General features: G+C 70.4%; 18 protein-coding genes. 14 read left to right on the top strand and 4 right to left on the bottom strand.

The annotated features are described in order from the left end of the window. Nucleotides 1-142 precede the first annotated feature (142 nt). The 6 genes from ACFYY8_RS30300 to ACFYY8_RS30275 are packed head-to-tail and all read left to right on the top strand — an operon-like array spanning nt 143 to nt 6,835. Complete coding sequence (locus ACFYY8_RS30300; protein ID WP_390046761.1) at nt 143-919, top strand: GntR family transcriptional regulator; 777 nt, start codon at nt 143-145, stop codon at nt 917-919. Continuing rightward, nucleotides 910-1,137 carry a 4Fe-4S dicluster domain-containing protein gene (locus ACFYY8_RS30295; protein ID WP_352014431.1) on the top strand — a complete coding sequence of 76 codons (228 nt, stop codon included), beginning with the start codon at nt 910-912 and terminating at the stop codon, nt 1,135-1,137. Before ACFYY8_RS30300 ends, ACFYY8_RS30295 begins: the two co-directional genes overlap by 10 nt. A gap of 16 nt (nt 1,138-1,153) precedes the next feature. Next, entirely contained in the window at nt 1,154-2,590 is a 1,437-nt protein-coding gene (locus tag ACFYY8_RS30290; protein ID WP_390046759.1) for an ABC transporter substrate-binding protein, read from the top strand. After that, nucleotides 2,587-3,444, top strand: a complete 858-nt coding sequence (locus tag ACFYY8_RS30285) for an ABC transporter permease (RefSeq protein ID WP_390046757.1) — start codon at nt 2,587-2,589, stop codon at nt 3,442-3,444. Before ACFYY8_RS30290 ends, ACFYY8_RS30285 begins: the two co-directional genes overlap by 4 nt. After that, entirely contained in the window at nt 3,441-4,178 is a 738-nt protein-coding gene (locus tag ACFYY8_RS30280; RefSeq protein WP_390046756.1) for an ABC transporter ATP-binding protein, read from the top strand. The genes ACFYY8_RS30285 and ACFYY8_RS30280 overlap by 4 nt, the downstream gene beginning before the upstream one ends. Next, complete coding sequence (locus ACFYY8_RS30275) at nt 4,178-6,835, top strand: fumarate reductase/succinate dehydrogenase flavoprotein subunit (protein WP_390046754.1); 2,658 nt, start codon at nt 4,178-4,180, stop codon at nt 6,833-6,835. Before ACFYY8_RS30280 ends, ACFYY8_RS30275 begins: the two co-directional genes overlap by 1 nt. A gap of 56 nt (nt 6,836-6,891) precedes the next feature. On the opposite strand, the gene ACFYY8_RS30270 is transcribed toward ACFYY8_RS30275, so the two are convergent. The 3 genes from ACFYY8_RS30270 to ACFYY8_RS30260 all read right to left on the bottom strand — a co-directional run bounded on the left by ACFYY8_RS30270 (nt 6,892) and on the right by ACFYY8_RS30260 (nt 8,332). Next, entirely contained in the window at nt 6,892-7,101 is a 210-nt protein-coding gene (locus ACFYY8_RS30270; RefSeq protein WP_390046752.1) for a DUF397 domain-containing protein, read from the bottom strand. Beyond that, entirely contained in the window at nt 7,094-7,930 is an 837-nt protein-coding gene (locus ACFYY8_RS30265; RefSeq protein ID WP_390046750.1) for a helix-turn-helix domain-containing protein, read from the bottom strand. Before ACFYY8_RS30265 ends, ACFYY8_RS30270 begins: the two co-directional genes overlap by 8 nt. Before the next feature lie 126 nt (nt 7,931-8,056). Continuing rightward, nucleotides 8,057-8,332: a GntR family transcriptional regulator gene (locus ACFYY8_RS30260; RefSeq protein WP_390046748.1), complete on the bottom strand. Its 276-nt coding sequence runs from the start codon at nt 8,330-8,332 to the stop codon at nt 8,057-8,059. A 907-nt stretch (nt 8,333-9,239) separates the two neighbouring features. Here ACFYY8_RS30260 and ACFYY8_RS30255 point away from each other — a divergent pair. The 6 genes from ACFYY8_RS30255 (at nt 9,240) to ACFYY8_RS30230 (ending at nt 13,368) form a co-directional block, all read left to right on the top strand. Next, nucleotides 9,240-9,461 carry a hypothetical protein gene (locus ACFYY8_RS30255; RefSeq protein WP_390046613.1) on the top strand — a complete coding sequence of 74 codons (222 nt, stop codon included), beginning with the start codon at nt 9,240-9,242 and terminating at the stop codon, nt 9,459-9,461. Then, entirely contained in the window at nt 9,458-9,949 is a 492-nt protein-coding gene (locus tag ACFYY8_RS30250; RefSeq protein WP_390046746.1) for a hypothetical protein, read from the top strand. Before ACFYY8_RS30255 ends, ACFYY8_RS30250 begins: the two co-directional genes overlap by 4 nt. A gap of 798 nt (nt 9,950-10,747) precedes the next feature. Then, a complete protein-coding gene (locus tag ACFYY8_RS30245) occupies nt 10,748-10,981 on the top strand; it encodes a hypothetical protein (protein ID WP_390046744.1) in 234 nt (77 codons plus the stop codon). A 12-nt stretch (nt 10,982-10,993) separates the two neighbouring features. Beyond that, on the top strand, nt 10,994-11,218 hold the full coding sequence (locus ACFYY8_RS30240; protein ID WP_386195493.1) for a BldC family transcriptional regulator: 225 nt from the start codon (nt 10,994-10,996) through the stop codon (nt 11,216-11,218). Nucleotides 11,219-11,248: 30 nt separating this feature from the next. Continuing rightward, complete coding sequence (locus ACFYY8_RS30235; protein ID WP_390046742.1) at nt 11,249-11,440, top strand: hypothetical protein; 192 nt, start codon at nt 11,249-11,251, stop codon at nt 11,438-11,440. A 905-nt stretch (nt 11,441-12,345) separates the two neighbouring features. After that, on the top strand, nt 12,346-13,368 hold the full coding sequence (locus tag ACFYY8_RS30230; RefSeq protein WP_390046740.1) for a ParB N-terminal domain-containing protein: 1,023 nt from the start codon (nt 12,346-12,348) through the stop codon (nt 13,366-13,368). 30 nt (nt 13,369-13,398) lie between these two features. On the opposite strand, the gene ACFYY8_RS30225 is transcribed toward ACFYY8_RS30230, so the two are convergent. Further along, entirely contained in the window at nt 13,399-14,007 is a 609-nt protein-coding gene (locus ACFYY8_RS30225) for a CGNR zinc finger domain-containing protein (protein ID WP_390046738.1), read from the bottom strand. A 26-nt stretch (nt 14,008-14,033) separates the two neighbouring features. On the opposite strand from ACFYY8_RS30225, the gene ACFYY8_RS30220 reads away from it, so the two are divergent. Continuing rightward, nucleotides 14,034-14,513 carry a GNAT family N-acetyltransferase gene (locus ACFYY8_RS30220; RefSeq protein ID WP_390046736.1) on the top strand — a complete coding sequence of 160 codons (480 nt, stop codon included), beginning with the start codon at nt 14,034-14,036 and terminating at the stop codon, nt 14,511-14,513. After that, nucleotides 14,510-15,787: an MFS transporter gene (locus ACFYY8_RS30215; RefSeq protein ID WP_390046734.1), complete on the top strand. Its 1,278-nt coding sequence runs from the start codon at nt 14,510-14,512 to the stop codon at nt 15,785-15,787. The genes ACFYY8_RS30220 and ACFYY8_RS30215 overlap by 4 nt, the downstream gene beginning before the upstream one ends. Nucleotides 15,788-15,805 lie beyond the last annotated feature (18 nt).

The raw sequence follows: 15,805 nt of genomic DNA, 5'->3' as shown, positions 1-15,805 counted from the left end.
CCGCCCCCCTTCTCTTAGGAGACCTTCCCCCGGCGTGGCAGATCTTGCCCGGTCGGCGGTGAAAGTCCAGGTGGGGAAGTGCCCTGGGTGGCGCAATCCGACCGTTATGCCATTTTCCCTACTCATTTAATAGGCTTTTCCTGTGAGACAGTCCGACGGCCGCGCGAGAGCGGCAACGGTGGCGTCCCGGAGCAGGGCCGACCGCGCCAGACAGGTGGCCGACCTGCTGCGGCGGGAGATCGTGCACGGCGGGTACGGCGCCGGGCGGCTCCCGCTCGAAGCCGCGCTCGCCCGCGAGTTCGGGACCTCGCGCAACGCCATCCGCGAGGCCCTGGACCTGCTGCGCGGCGAGGGGCTCGTCGAACGCTGCCCCGGCGTCGGCACCACGGTAGCCGTCGAGAAGTACCCCCACGACCTGCACCGGCTCCTCGGCCTCGCCGAGACCCTCCACGAGCACGGCCGGGTCACCAACGAGGTCCGCACGATGAGCCTCATCGCCCCGCCCGCCGCCGTTGGACGCAGGCTCGGCCTCGCCGCCGGGGAGCAGGTCGTCTACCTCGAACGGCTGCGCAGCCTCAACGGCCTGCCGCTCTCCCTCGACCTGACCTACCTCGTCCGTGACGTCGGCGAACCGCTGTTCGACGCCGACCTCGAAGGCAACGACATCTTCGTGCTGCTCGAACGCGTCGCCGGCCAGCCCCTCGGTACGGCGGAGCTGACCATGGAGGCCGTCAACGCCGACGCCCACACCGCCGCCGTGCTCGACGCCCCACGCGGAGCCGCCCTGCTCATGATCGAGCGGCTCACCCACCTGTCGGACGGACGCCCCGTCGACCTGGAGTACGTCCGCTTCCGCGGGGACCGCCTGACCATGCGCGGCCACCTGCACCGCGGCCGGGAGGAGGACACATGCCCCTGATCAACCAGCGCGTCGAGGTCCCGGTGACCATCGACGAATCCCTGTGCATCGACGGCTGCACGCTCTGCGTCGAGGCCTGCCCGCTGGACTCCCTCGCCATCAGCGACGAGACCGGCAAGGCCTACATGTACGTCGACGAGTGCTGGTACTGCGGCCCCTGCGCCGCCCGCTGTCCCGTGGACGCGGTCACCATCAACATCCCCTACCTGCTGCGCTGAAGGACCTGACCGTCAGATGAGACCTCTCCGTACGGCGGCGCTGGCCGCCCTGACGCTCCTGCTCTCCGGCTGCTCGGTCGCCGGTGCCGGCGGCTCCGGCGGCTCCGGCTCCTCCGGGGACGGGAAGATCCACCTCGTCGTCGGCTACCAGTCGAAGACGATCAACACCGTGACCGCCGGGACGCTGCTGCGCTCACTCGGCTACCTGGAGAAGCGGCTCGGCGACCGCTACAGCGTCGAGTGGCAGGACCACGACACCGGCGCCCCCATCACCGCCAAGATGGTGGCCGGGAAGATCGACATCGGCTCGATGGGCGACTACCCACTGCTGATCAACGCCTCCCGCACCCAGCAGACCCCCTCGGCCCGCACCGAACTGGTCTCCATCACCGGCTACAACCTGCGCGGCGCGCTCAACATGGTCGTCGTCGCCAAGGACTCGCCCGCCAGGACGCTGGCCGACCTCAAGGGGAGGAAGATCTCCGCGAGCGTCGGCTCCGCCGGGCACGGCACCCTGGTCCAGGCGCTGGAGAAGGCGGGCATCGACCCGGCGACCGGCGTGGAGACCGTCAACCAGCAACCCCCGGTCGGCGCCTCGGCGCTGGAGTCCGGCGGAGTCCAGGGCTACGCCCAGTTCGTCGCCTGGCCCGGCCTGCTGGTCTTCCAGGACAAGGCGCGCCTGCTCTACGACGGCGCCGCCCTGGACGTGCCGACCTTCCACGGCGTCGTGCTGCGCCAGGCCTACGCCAAGGAGCACCCCGAGGTGGTCGACGCCTTCCTCAAGGCGCAGCTCGACGCCACCCGCTACCTGCACGAACACCCGCTCCAGGCCGCGCTGGCCGTGGCGGGCCAGACGGGACTGCCCCCCGAGGTCGTCTACCTCTACAACGGCCCCAACGGCATCTCCACCTTCGACGTCACCCTGAAGCCGCGACTCAAGGCCGCCCACGAGCACGACGTGCCCTACCTCAGACGCATCGGCGACGGCTTCTCCGGGGTGGACGTCACGACGTTCGTCAACGACACCTACCTCCGCAAGGCGTACGGCCCGGCCTACGAGACCGACCTCGCCTCGACCGTCAACCCCGCCGCGATCACCGGCACCGACCCCGTCTGCGACGTCCCCGTCAAGGACCCGGCGACCGCCTCCGAGCTGTGGCTGTCCGGCCAGGAAACCACCCGGCCCGCCGCGACGCCCACCTGCCTGCTGCGGCAGATCGCCGAAGCGGGCACCGCGAAGGTCCGCGCCGCCTACGTCCCCGACACGGCCACCGGGACCCGCTGGTTCGCCGACCGGGCCGTCTGGGTCAGGGACCCCGACGGCGGGAGGAACGCCGAGTTCCTGCCCTTCACCACCGAGGACGGCGCCAGGGCCTACCGCGACGCCCACCCCGGCACCGAGGCCGTCACCTACGACGACGCTCTCAAGGCCGTCCTCAGGGCGTCCCGGTGACCGGCCCCGCGCGCCAGAGCGTCCAGGACCGCCCGGTGGCCCGCCCCGCCGTACGGCGCGGGCGTCCCCAGGGTCACCCGGCCGTGCGGTGGGCGACCAGGATCGGCTGCCTGCTGGTGGCGGCCGGGCTCTGGCAGGCGCTCACCGCGACCGACGCCCGGCTGTGGCTGAGGTTCGACCGGCTGCCGGGGCCCGGTGAGGTCGCCGCGCGCTTCGCCGCCCAGCTCACGACCCGGCTGTACTACCTCGACCTGCTGCAGAGCCTCATCCGCATCCTCACCGGCTTCGCGCTGGCCGCCGTCGCCGGGATCACCGTCGGCGTGCTGATCGCCCGCTCCCGCCGCGCGGGCGACGTGCTGCTGCCGCTCCTTGAGGCCGTACGGCCCATCCCCGCCATCGCCCTGGTGCCTATCGCGATCCTGCTGTTCCCCACCGACGAGCAGGGCATCGTGTTCATCACCTTCACCGCCGCCTTCTTCCCCGTCATGGTCAGCACCCGGCACGCCGTACGGGCGCTGCCCACGCTGTGGGAGGACGCGGTCAGGACGCTCGGCGGGAGCCGTCGCCACGTGCTGTGGAACGTCGTGCTGCCCGGCACCCTGCCCGGCGTCTTCGGCGGCCTCTCGGTCGGCATGGGGGTGGCGTGGATCTGCGTGATCTCCGCGGAGATGATCTCCGGCGAGTTCGGGGTCGGCTACCGGACCTGGCACGCCTACACGATCGTCGACTACCCCGGGGTGATCGTCGGGATGGTCACCATCGGCGCCCTGGGCTGGCTGACCTCCTCCGTCGTCGAACTGGTCGGCAGACGCGTCACCCGCTGGCTGCCGCGTGGGGAAGGGAGCGGGACGTGACACTCACCAGCGGGATCACCGTGGACGCGGGCCGTACCGGGCTGTCGTTCCGGCTCGACGGGGCCGGGTTCGGCTACGGCGGGACGGCCGTGCTGCGCGACGTCGCCCTCGACGTCGCGCCCGGCGAGGTCATGGTGGTCGTCGGAGCCTCGGGCTCGGGCAAGTCCACGCTGCTGCGCGCCCTGGCGGGACTGCTGCCCGCCTGGGAGGGGCGTGTCCTGGCCGGGGACGAACCGGTCACCGGCCCCGGCGCCGAGCGCGCCATGGTCTTCCAGGACGACGGCCTGCTGCCGTGGCGCACCGTGCGGCGCAACGTCGAACTGCCGCTCGCCATCAGGGGGGTCTCCCGGCGCGAGCGCGCGCTGGCCGCCACCGAGTGGATCGAACGGGTCGGCCTGGCCGAGGCCGCGGAGCGGCTGCCCAGGGAACTGTCCGGCGGCATGCGCCAGCGGGTGCAGCTGGCCCGCGCCCTGGTCGGCGCGCCGCGCGCGGTGCTGATGGACGAACCCTTCGGCGCCCTGGACGCCCAGACCAGGGCCGACATGCAACGCCTGCTGCTGGACGTGCTGCGCGACACCTCGGCGACGGTCGTCTTCGTCACCCACGATGTGGACGAGGCGCTGCTGCTGGCCGACCGCGTCGCGGTGCTCGGCCGTACCGGGGTCAAGGCCGTCCTGGAGACGCGGGGCGGGCCCAGGGCGGCCCTGCGCGAACGCATCCTGAAGGAGCTGTAGTGGAGATTCCCCCGGTCACGGACCGTCTCGAACTGGTGTGCGAGGTGCTCGTCGTCGGCGGCGGCACCGCGGGCACGATGGCCGCGATCACCGCGGCCGAGCGCGGCGCCCGGGTGCTGCTGCTGGAGAAGGCCCACGTACGGCACAGCGGCGCCCTGGCCATGGGCATGGACGGGGTCAACAACGCCGTCATCCCCGGCAAGGCCACCCCCGAGGACTACGTCGCCGAGATCACCAGGGCCAACGACGGCATCGTCAACCAGCGGACCATCCACCAGACCGCGACCCGTGGCCACGACATGGTCCGCAGGCTCGAAGGCTACGGCGTGAAGTTCGAGAAGGACGAGTACGGCGACTACGCCGTCCGCCGGGTGCACCGCTCGGGCAGCTACGTGCTGCCCATGCCCGAGGGCAAGGACGTCAAGAAGGTCCTCTACCGGGTGCTGCGCCGCCGCGACATCAGGGAGAGGGTCAGGATCGAGAACCGGGTCATGCCGGTGCGCGTCCTGACCGAGGGCGGCAGGGCGGTCGGCGTCGCCGGGTTCGACACCCGAAGCGGGAGGTTCGTCGTCGTGCGGGCCGGGGCGGTCATCCTGGCCACCGGCGCCTGCGGACGGCTCGGCCTGCCCGCCAGCGGCTACCTCTACGGCACCTACGAGAACCCGGCCAACGCCGGGGACGGCTACGCCATGGCCTACCACGCCGGTGCCGAGCTGAGCGGCATCGAGTGCTTCCAGATCAACCCGTTGATCAAGGACTACAACGGCCCCGCCTGCGCGTATGTGGCCAACCCTTTTGGGGGGTATCAGGTCAACGGTAACGGCGACCGATTCGTCGACTCCGACTACTGGTCGGGGCAGATGATGGCCGAGGTCGCCTCCGAGATCGACTCCGCCCGTGGCCCCATCTACCTCAAGCTCACCCACCTGCCGGAGGAGAGCGTCTCGGCCCTTGAGACCATCCTGCACTCGACGGAACGGCCGACCCGGGGCACCTTCCACGCCGGGCGCGGCCACGACTACCGCACCCACGACGTGGAGATGCACATCTCCGAGATCGGCCTGTGCGGCGGCCACTCCGCCTCCGGCGTCTGGGTGGACAAGAACGGCGCCACCACCGTCCCCGGCCTGTACGCCGCCGGAGACCTGGCGTGCGTCCCGCACAACTACATGATCGGCGCCTTCGTCTTCGGCGACCTCGCCGGGGCGCACGCCGCCGCCGGCCACCGGGTCCCCACGACGCTCCCCGAGGACCAGGTCGCCGCCGCGCACGAACTCGTCTACCGGCCGCTGCGCAACCCCGAGGGGCCGCCGCAGCCGCAGGTGGAGTACAAGCTGCGCCGCTTCGTCAACGACTACGTCGCCCCGCCCAAGACCGGCGCCAAGCTGGAGATCGCGCTTGAGTCCTTCGAGCGGATGCGCCAGGAGATCGCCGCGATGGGCGCGCACACCCCGCACGAGCTGATGCGCTGCGTCGAGGTGGACTTCATCCGCGACTGCGCCGAGATGGCCGCCCGTTCCTCCCTGGTGCGCACCGAGAGCCGCTGGGGCCTCTACCACGACCGCGCCGACCTGCCGGAACGCGACGACGAGGGCTGGCTGTTCCACCTGAACCTGCGCCGCCGGTCCGATGGCGCCATGGAGTTCGTCAAGCGTCCCGTCGAGCCGTACATCGTGCCCGTCGAGGAGTTCCAGCCGGTCCAGGCCGAGCCCGTGCTCATCGGCGCCCACACCAGCGCCCCGGTGCGCACGGCCGTGGAGACCCGCTCGACCGGGACCGCCGTCGGCCGCTCGCCCCGCATCCTGGAACTGCACCGGCTCGCCGAGGAGCAGCCGCCGGTCGAACGGCTCACTCCCTACCTCGCCGATCCCGACCCCAAGGTGCGCCGGGCGGCCATCGCGGTGCTCACCGAGACCGTGCCCGACGGCGCCGGTCAGGCGCTGGTCGCCGCCCTGGCCGACGACCACGGCATGGTACGGCGGGCCGCCGCCAACGGCCTGCGGGAACTCGTCGAGGTGCTGCCCGCCGACGCCGCGCTCGGCGCGGGCCTGACCACCCGGACGGACAGCCCGGACGCCGTGGTCAGGGCGAGCGCGCTGGACGTGCTGCGCGCCCTGCGGCTGGGAGACGCCGAGGTCTTCGCGGCGGGCATCGGGGACGCCGACCACCGGGTGCGCATCGAGGCGATCCGCGGTCTGGTCTCCCTCGACGAGTCCGGCCTGGTGGCCGAGGCGGCCGGAGACACCTCCCGGGAGGTCCGTGTCCGGGTGGCCGTCGGCCTGGGCACCGTCGGCAAACCGTCCGCCGCCCTGGAGACGCTCGCCGACGACCCCGACCCGCTCGTCAGGGCCGCCGCCCTCGAATCGTCCGGCGCCACCGGCTCCCCGCTGACGGCGGCGGCCGTACGGGGGCTGGGGGACCCGGCCTGGCAGGTGCGGGTCGGGGCGGCCCGCTGCCTGGGCGCGTCCGACCCCGAGGTCGCGGTGCCCCTCCTCACCGAGGCCGCGACCGACCCCAACCTCGACGTGCGCAAGGCCGTCGTCCTCGCGCTGACCCCCTGGAGCGCGAGGCCGGAGGTGGCCGAGGTGCTGCGGGCCGTACTGTCCGACCCGGACGCCGACGTCCGCGCCTACGCCCGCCGGGCCCTGCCCGCCTGACACGCGCGAGGCCCCGGCGCCGTACGGTGCCGGGGCCTCGAAGGAAGGGCGAGCGGTCAGGCGTCGAAGGTGCCGGTGTTCACGTGGCCGATGAACGAGCGCCACTGGGTGGGGGTGAACGCCAGGGCGGGTCCGGAGGGGTCCTTGCTGTCACGGACGGCGACCAGGTTGGGGAGGTTGGTGGCGACCTCTACGCAGTTGTCGTGGGTGCCGCTGAGGCTACTCTTGCGGAACTCAGCACCGGATAGATCGGTGATCTTATGCATGATCGCTCCTTACCGTGGTGATGAGCGCCACGGACTCCTCGGGGGTCAACGCCTTTTGGAGAAGGCGCTCGAAAGCCAGCGTAAGGTCACGAACTTGGGCAGGGTCTTCCAGGTATGCTTCGCCTGCGGGGCCTCCGGCGTAGGCAACGTCTGGATCTTCTTCGTCGAAGGAGAAGATGGAGAAGGAGCCGTTCAGCCCGGAATGCGGGCCTGCTGCCATCGGCAGAACCTGGATTGTGACGGTGGGCCAGCCAGAGATCTGGACAAGATCGTCGAGTTGGGCGGCCATGGCGCTGGCGGCTCCAATTGGTCGACGGAGCGCTGTTTCGTCTATCAATACGTGAACGGTGGGTTTGGAGCTCAGTAGCGCTACTTTGCGCTGCATTCGTGCCGCTACGCGACGTTGCAGCTCGTCTTCGTCCAGGTCGGGGCGCTCGCTGATGATCGCGCGTGCGTAGTCTTCGGTCTGGAATAGCCCTGGGATCAGCAGGGGTTCCCATGTCCGGATGTGGGCTGCGTCCGCTTCAAGGCTGACATATGCCCCAGCGAGCACGTCGCTATAAGCGGCCCACCATCCTCGTTGATTTGCCTCGCGGCCCAGTTGGGCCAGGGTTGCCTTGGCTTCTGCGGTGACGCCGTACAGATCGCAGGCTTTGGCGATGTCGGGGACGGTTACCTTGATCCGTGCGATCTCGATCCGGTTGAGTTTGGATCGGCTCCAGCCAAGGTGTTGTGCCGCCTGTTCTGGGGTGAAGCCCGCCTCTTCCCGGAGTCGTCGCAGCTCACGGCCAAGACGGCGATGGCGGACGGTTGGACTCTTCAGGACCATGGCGTAAGTGTGACGTCCTTTCTCAAGGAAATCTTAGAGTAGTGCTTGCGTGCGTGCGCAGGGCACGATCATTATGTGAGGTGTCCCGGAGGAAGGATGGCCATGGCGGCGAGGTTGACCATCGCGTCACTCCTCGCCCGTCTCGGGTGTCCACTTCTCCTGGGGCTGCACGACGGTTCCCACGCCTTGCTCGGGGCGCACGTACCCTTCCTGGGTAAGTCTGGCGAGCGCTTTGCGGACGGTGTTGCGCGCCAAGCCGAACTCCTCTTCCAACTGGATCAGGCTTGGTATCAACCGCCGGGTCGGGTAGGTGCCAGCTTCGATGCGGGCTCTGAGGATGACGTAGAGCTGCCTCCATCGGGCTGTCCCCTCCTCCCAGACCCACTCCCCCTGAACGATCATAAGGAAGACCGTAGACATGGAGGCTCTGGTTTGAAGAGTCACGACCGTCCATGCTCTGGAGTGATAGACCGTGAACGTTCAGGTAAGAGTAAGTCTCTGAACTGCATAAACACATAAGAAGATCATCTAACGTCAGACGGAAACGGCCTGCCGAACGCTGCACACGTCCGACAGGCCCTTGATCAGGAAGGTGTCTCCTGACGTGAGTAAGAGTAGTGCCCGGGACTCCAGACCGGACACGTCGATCCGGGACGGTTGTGCCTGCTTCGCCGGTGCCGTTCCCTTGCCGATGGGGTGTGCCCGGTGTGGGCATGCCCCCTATGCCCACGGGTGTTCGCAGCAGGACGGGCACGAGTACGTGCAGCCGTCCGGGCTGTTGATGAACGCCCGTCTGCAGGCTCGTCGCGAGTACGGCCCGCAGGTCCTTCCCGCTCCCCGGCTTCCGGTGGAGGTGGCGCCCGCTGAGGTGGTTCCGCTGGTACCCGCTCAGCGTCGGCCCGACCCCGATCCTGAGCCGGAGGTGCCCGCGATGGTTCCGGCTGCGAAGGCCGTACCGGACGACGGCGTGGAGCCGGTTCCTGTGGATGCCCCGGGGGCGGCTCCGGAGGCGGTGCCTGTCACGCCGATACGGCCTGCTCGGCTGCCGCTGCCTCGGCGGGTTCGGCGTCCGTTCCCCAGGGTTCCTCGGTCGGGGGTCATCTGGACGCGGGTGCACCAGGCCCACCACCACGGCGTACGGCCCGCGAGCGGCGGGCCGTACCGGCGCGGAGACCGATGTCGCGTTCCCCATGCTCGTACGGCCTGTCGGCCGGTTCGGGTTTCGGCTGTTCCTTGTCCCGCAGGGCAGGCCCGTCTGGCGAGCACCCTGGCCAGACATGCCTCTGATCGGATCACGGAGGTCCAGATCATGCAGCACATCCCCAGCCGCCCGGTGATCCCGGGCTGGCGGTTGATCGTCAGTGACGCGGGCCGGTTCTGGGCCTTCCGCAACCACCTCTTTCCCCGCGCCGCCGTACGGGCCGGGGCGCAGTCGGCGGTGGACGCCGACACCTTCGACGAGGTCCAGGCCGTCATCGCCGAGCAGGAGGAGAAGGCCCGCGTCGCTCTGGTCGAGGAGGTCACCTCGTGACCGGACGGCACCGTGACGGCCTGCCGTACGCCCCCGTCTATCGGCGGGTGTGGGACGGTCCCGCACGGGCCGAGGCCGAGCGGATCGACCAGGCCTGGGTGGACTGGACGGTGCTCTACAGCCTGGGACGACGCGCCTTCTACGCGGTGGCCGCCTGGGACGGTCCCCGGCCGGTGATCGTCGAGGACCCCACCGGAAACGGGTTGGAGGAGCGGATGCGGGAGGCGGAGATGATCCGAGCCATCCGGCTCTCGTCGCAGTCCTCCCCGGCGCCGGTTCGGCGTAGGAGGGGTGGGGCCGGTCGTCCGTCTTCCGGGGCGCGGAACGGGGAGGTCGGCGGGGAGCGGGGTTCGCCGGGTGAGGAGACGGCATCGGCTGGGGGACGGTCTTCGCCGGGTGAGGGAATGGTGTTCGCCGGTGGACGGCCTTCGCCGGGTGGGGAGACGGTGTCCGCCGGAGGGCGTTCGCCGGGTGGGAGGGCGGCATGATGCCGTTCGTCGAACTGACGTGTCCAGTGGGTGGTGTCGCATATCCCAGTTGCGACAGCTTGCGGCGGGCTCATCCTGACTGGCTGGTTTTCCACAGCTCACGGTCCGGACTGTGGAGCGCCTATCGGAGTGTCCTGTCCGGCAGGCCGTGTCCCGGGGACGTGCTGCTGGTGCGGGCCGGGTCGGTCGGGGAGTTGGAGCGCAAGCTGACCGCCCAGGCACCTCCGGTGGTGCCGCCGAGCATCCAGGCCGTGGCCGTCGCCCGCGCGCTTCGGACTCGGACCGCTCGGGTTGTTCAGGCCGTATGCCCTGGTCAGGCCATCGCGCCTGGTCGGTCTACGGCGTTGCGCAGGTTGCTGCGCTCCCCATAGCCGGTACGGCGGCTCGCCGTGCCCCTTGAGCGTGCGGTCCAGGGATGAGGGACCTGGACCGCACCCCTCCGCACCCCATGAGCGTGCGGTCCAGGCGGGAGGGGTCTGGGCCGCACACCCTCGCAGACGGCTCCCACGCACGCCGGGACAGATGGGCGTGCCGGGGAAGAGGGAGTCGTCTGGCGCACCGGCCCCGAGCACGTGGGGCCGGTTCTCCTCCAGGGTGCCCGGCCAAGTGCTCCCCGGCTCGGGGCCGGGCACCTGCCCCACGAAAAGGCCCCGAACTCCGGGCTTCGTGGCCAGAACGAAGGCCCTCGAAAGGTCGGCTCGAACGAAGGTCCCGGACCTCACGACCCGGGTCGAAAGACCTCGGAAACCCCGGCCCGAGCGAAGCGTGTTCCTGTCCGCCCTCCGAACCGGGAAGACCATGACCGACGACGAACGACGGTTGATCGACCTGCTCATCAGCACCCACCCCGGCTGGCGGTACGAACAACACGATCTGCCCGGCCTGCCCCGTTGGTGGGCCATCCGGTACGAACCGCTACGCCCCGACCAGCGCAGAGCCGGAGCCCGGGACGCCCTCGGCCGTACGACCCTGCGCCGGCTCGCCCGCGCGCTGGCCCGGCACGACCAGATCCTGCACATGCTCCGCTACTGAAGGAGAACCCCTATGTCCCCCCTCAAAGCCGTCGCCCCGGACGGCACCTTCTCCACCGGGCCCGACACCACCGAACGCCTCCTCACCCCCGGCGAAGTGGCCCGCATCTTCGGAGTCGATCCCAAGACGGTGAATCGGTGGGCGCTGACCGGGCGCATCCCCTCGGTCAGGACCCCCAGCAGGCAACGCCGCTACCGCCAGAGCGATATCAACGCCCTTCTCAACGCCTCACCTTGACCGTCACCTTTCGGCGGTCTCCTGGCGGACGTGCGCCTGTCGGCGGAGCGGTGGCCGTCGGCCTGGGTGCCGTCGGCAAACCGTCCGCCGCCCTGGAGACGCTCGCCGACGACCCCGGTTTCGACACGCGCGAGGCCGGAGGTGACCGAGGCGCTGCGGGCCGTACTGTCCGACCCGGACGCCGACGTCCGCGCCTACGCCCGCCGGGCCCTGCCGGCCTGACCGCTCCCCGGGTCCTCGGCGAAGGGCCCGGACGGGGTGCTCCGGCTGTCTCACGGACGGAGCGGGGATCTGAGACCCGGGGCCCACGCGGGGAATTCACCGGGTTTCGACGACGGTCGGACCGGTGAAATGTGAGGCGTTCTCAGCGCATAGAACTTCTCGGCCTTTCCGGAGGTGGTGGGTGCCGTGCGACCACGGTCTCTTCGGGTCGTGAGGCATTGTTCAGGTGTCAACGGGGAGGGGAGTGGGCGGTATTTTCCCGGCCAGGCGTCGTGTCGATTCGCGAACGGGACAGAAGTCCCTTTCACGGAGTGGGCGGGAGCATCGTCGCTGCCGTCCGTGTGAATAAGCGGTTGACGCGGGGATCGAAGCGGCCAAGGCCGTGATTACCTGTCTGATAATAGTTGACAGTCACTCTTGAGGGTGACATATTGTTTTGCGATATCAACAGGGTGAATGTTTTACCAGGTCGATCTGTTCCGGTCGGTTCGCGTGGTCTTCATGTCTCGGGGAGTGAGGGGTCGTCTTTCGCCGCCCTGGGGCACTGAAAGAGGGAACGGTCCGTGTTGGGCTGAAACGGGCTCCGGGTGGGGCGATAACGGTCGTGCTGATATTCGTTCAGAACGTGTTCTGCCTCCGCCTGCCGTGCCGGAGGTTTTTGGGGTGTGCCGCTGACGGAGTCGGGGCTCCGTCGACCGGTCGGCACCTCTGTGACGGTATTCCGTGATAAGAGTGCGGCCGTCGACGATTTATCGGCCATGACGCCCGCTGAAACGAGATATCGGTAAAGCGGTGGTGAGGCATTCCTTCTTTCGGAGCGCGCGGCGCCGGAACGCGTGATCGGCGTGTCGGACGACCTGGTCCAGGAACGGAGAAAGGGCACCCTTCGCCGAGGGAGAAGAGAATTGGCTGTTCAGGCCGGAGAGACGACGCCGTCAGGCGGCACCCACACGAGAGAGGGCTATCAGCCCGAGCTTTCCGCGGTTGAGACGGTCCCCGTCGGTTCGCTGCTTCCCGCTGACTCCCCACGGCGCCTCGGGGAGAACGCCCAGCACATACGCATGCTCTCCGGCACGGAGGACACGTTGCCTCCGGTGATCGTGCACCGGGAGACCATGCGGGTCATCGACGGGATGCACCGATTACAGGCGGCGGTCGTACGCGGTGAGGAGACCATTCGGGTGCGGTTCTTCGAAGGCGACGAACACGACGCCTTCGTGGTGGCCGTCAAGGAGAACACGGCGCACGGCCTTCCGCTCTCCACGGGGGACCGCGTCGCGGCGGCGGCCCGTATCCTCCGCTCGCACCCGCACTGGTCGGACAGGGCGATAGCCAGGATCTCAGGCCTGTCCGCGCGGAAGGTGGCGGACATCCGCCGCACCGTACTCCCGCAGGACGCGCAGCCGAAGGCCCGGCTGGGGCGTGACGGCCGGACACGCCCGCTGGACGGCTCCGCCGGCCGGATGCGCGCCGCCGAACTGATCGTCAAGGAGCCGCAGGCCTCCCTGCGGAGGATCGCGCAGCAGGTGGGGATCTCACCGGGCACGGTGCGGGACGTCCGCGACCGGTTGCGACGAGGGGAGGACCCCCTGCCGAGGGCACTGCGTCCGCAGACGCCGGAGAAGACGCCGCCCGGGTCGCGCCGGCCTTTGGCGCCCGAACCCGAGCGCGACCAGCGCCGGAGGTCGCCCCTGAACATCCTGATGAAGGACCCCTCCCTCCGATCCGCGGAACGCGGGCGGCACCTTCTCCGTCTGCTCAGCGTCAACGCCGCGCTCGCCGAGTCCTCGGACTGGCTGGTCGGCGTCGTCCCGGAGTACTGCGTCGGCCTGGTCTGCCAGGTGGCCATGGAGAACGCCGCCGTGTGGGAGAGGTTCGCCGAGAACCTTCAGCGGCGAACGGTGCGGCCCAGCCCCCGGGAAGGCTGACCGGGCTCCCGCCGGTCCTGGGCGCGCCGGTCACAGGGGGGCGCGTACGGGCTCCCGTAGGACGGCGCCCTCGGTGGCGCTCTCAACGGCGCCCTCGGTGGCGTCCCCGGTGGTGCTCTCCGCGGCGCGGCCCGCGCGGTGCCGGCGAACCGCGTCACGGTTGGCGCACCGCTGGGAGCAGTAACGCTGCCGCCCGGTACGGGAGGTGTCGGCGAAGATCGTGACGCACTCGACCACGGCGCACCGCCGGAGCCGGTGCATTCCCCGCCCGACCAGATGCAGCGCGGTGCCCACGGAGACGAGCGCGAACAGCACGGCGCCGAGTGACCGCTGGTCGTCGCGGTAGTGCAGGTGCCAGCCGCTGCCCGCGTGGTCGGTCAGCCGTGGATAGGCGGCGGACCCGGCCAGCATGCGGTTGACCAGTTCGGCGCGTTCGTGCTCGTCGGCGGCGTCGACGACCTTCTCCCACGCGTCGAGTACGGCGTGGACGCGGTCCACGTCCTGCGGCGTGACCGGGTGTTCCAGCACGAGTCCGGCGGCCTCGCAGCGGTCCGCGAGCTCCTCTGCGGTCGCCGGGCGCCGGTTGGCCAGATCCGCGGCGAGGTTCACGGCGTCTCCGCCGTAAGGGTTGAGGTGCATAAGACCATTACATCACCCTTGTCCGTATGACACATCACACCGGCGTGCGCCAGGCGTCCCAGGACGACATCGCTGAACTCGTCCGCCTGCGGGCGCTGCTGTTCGGGGACCTCGGCGGAGACTTCTTCAACCCCTCGTCGGCGGGCGACGAATGGCGGACGGCCCTCGCCGCGGTCCTGAAGGAGAAACTGACGCGGGACGACACGCGAATCCTCGTCGTGGACGGCCACGAAGGCCTCGCCGCCTGCGGCATCGGCACCGTCGAGCAGTGGTTTCCCGGCCCGCACTCGCGCAACGGCCGCATCGGACACGTGATCGGCGTGGTCACCGATCCGGCGTATCGCCGACGTGGCCACAGCCGCGCGATCATGCGGGGCCTGCTCGACTGGTTCAGGGAGAGCGACGCCGTCCGGGTCGACCTGTACGGCTCCCGCGAGGGCGAGCCGCTCTACCGGGAACTCGGCTTCTTCGACCATCCCGACCCCGCGCTGTGCTGGCGCCCGTGAGGAACGCCCAGCCGTACGGGCGATATCGGTGGGTCATCCTCGTCGTCGCCACCTTCACCCAGGCCGCCTCCGGATTCTTCGTGCAGGGCATCGGGGCGATGGGCATCCACCTGCAACGTGATCTCAGCCTGAGCACGGCCCAGCTCGGCCTGCTGCTCTCGGCGGCCCAGCTGGCCCCCCTGGTCGGGTTGCTGGTCGCCGGAGAGCTGCTGGACCGCCACGACGAGCGCTGGGTCGTCGGGGCGGGCGCCTGCGTCGTCGCCGTGAGCCTGGGGGTGGGCGGCACGACGCGGACGTATGAGTCCCTGCTCCTCGTCCTGCTGGTCGTCGGCGCCGGATACAGCACCGTCCAGCCCGGTGGCGGCAAGTCGGTGGCGTCCTGGTTCGACACGTCCCAGCGGGGGCTGGCGATGGGAATCCGCCAGGCGGGCCTGCCGCTGGGCGGCGTGCTCGCCGCGGCCACGCTGCCCGCCCTCGCCGCCGAACTCGGCCTGCGGGCGGCGCTCACGGCCGGTGCGCTCGTCGCGCTGCTGGGCGCCGTCGCCTTCGTGGCCCTCTACCGCAGGCCGCCCGTGCGGCCCCTCCCCGGTCCTCCGGGCGGCTCGCTCGGATCGCGGTCACGGGCGCTCCGCGAACCGGCCATGGTGAGGACCGTTGTTTCCGGGATGAGCCTGGTCTCGGTGCACAGCGGGATCGGCGTCCTGACCGCGCTGTACCTCCACGAGGTGACGGCCCTCGAAGCGGGCCCGGCGGCCCTGGTCCTGGTGGCGGTCCAGGGGGCGGGGGTCGCCGGTCGCGTCTGTCTGGCGGCCTGGAGCGACCGAGGCCGATCCGGACGTCACACCTGCGTCCTGACCTGCGTGGCCGCCGTGACCGTGGGGATGTCGGCGCTGGCCACCCCGTTGGGGTGTTCGCCCGTGGCGGCCTGCCTGGTGTTCGTCTGGCTCGGCTTCTTCGGAATCGGCTGGTACGGCCCATGGGTCGCCCACGTGGCCGAATCGGCGCCCCCGGGCAGGACGGGCTTCGCCCTCGGCGCGGCCATGGCCGCCAACCAGATCGCCGTCGTCCTGGCGCCGCCCGCCCTCGGCCTGGTCAAGGACCTGACCGGCGGCTTCACGGCGCCCTGGACACTGCTGGCCGCGATGACCGCCATCACCCTGCTGGCCACGGCCCGTGGAGAACGCCGACCCGGAGGTACGGCCCGGCGCCAGCCGTACGAGGACAGGGTCCGGGTGAGGCCGGCGGTCACCGACGACCCTCCGGGAGGTCGGTGACCGAGACCGCGGCGGCCG

Origin of the sequence: Streptosporangium sp. NPDC001559 (assembly GCF_042893955.1) — a bacterium.
GTDB lineage: Bacteria > Actinomycetota > Actinomycetes > Streptosporangiales > Streptosporangiaceae > Streptosporangium.
Note: the sequence above shows the minus strand (reverse complement) of the source record. Positions and strands in the feature narration are given on the sequence as shown.

Excerpts from the sequence above, each read along its gene's own strand:
- ACFYY8_RS30295 (WP_352014431.1), top strand. The coding sequence starts at position 910 with ATGCCCCTGATCAACCAGCGCGTCGAGGTCCCGGTGACCATCGACGAA.
- ACFYY8_RS30290 (WP_390046759.1), top strand. The coding sequence starts at position 1,154 with ATGAGACCTCTCCGTACGGCGGCGCTGGCCGCCCTGACGCTCCTGCTC.
- ACFYY8_RS30270 (WP_390046752.1), bottom strand. The coding sequence starts at position 7,101 with ATGCATAAGATCACCGATCTATCCGGTGCTGAGTTCCGCAAGAGTAGC.
- ACFYY8_RS30265 (WP_390046750.1), bottom strand. The coding sequence starts at position 7,930 with ATGGTCCTGAAGAGTCCAACCGTCCGCCATCGCCGTCTTGGCCGTGAG.
- ACFYY8_RS30260 (WP_390046748.1), bottom strand. The coding sequence starts at position 8,332 with ATGATCGTTCAGGGGGAGTGGGTCTGGGAGGAGGGGACAGCCCGATGG.
- ACFYY8_RS30255 (WP_390046613.1), top strand. The coding sequence starts at position 9,240 with ATGCAGCACATCCCCAGCCGCCCGGTGATCCCGGGCTGGCGGTTGATC.
- ACFYY8_RS30245 (WP_390046744.1), top strand. The coding sequence starts at position 10,748 with ATGACCGACGACGAACGACGGTTGATCGACCTGCTCATCAGCACCCAC.
- ACFYY8_RS30240 (WP_386195493.1), top strand. The coding sequence starts at position 10,994 with ATGTCCCCCCTCAAAGCCGTCGCCCCGGACGGCACCTTCTCCACCGGG.
- ACFYY8_RS30225 (WP_390046738.1), bottom strand. The coding sequence starts at position 14,007 with ATGCACCTCAACCCTTACGGCGGAGACGCCGTGAACCTCGCCGCGGAT.
- ACFYY8_RS30220 (WP_390046736.1), top strand. The coding sequence starts at position 14,034 with ATGACACATCACACCGGCGTGCGCCAGGCGTCCCAGGACGACATCGCT.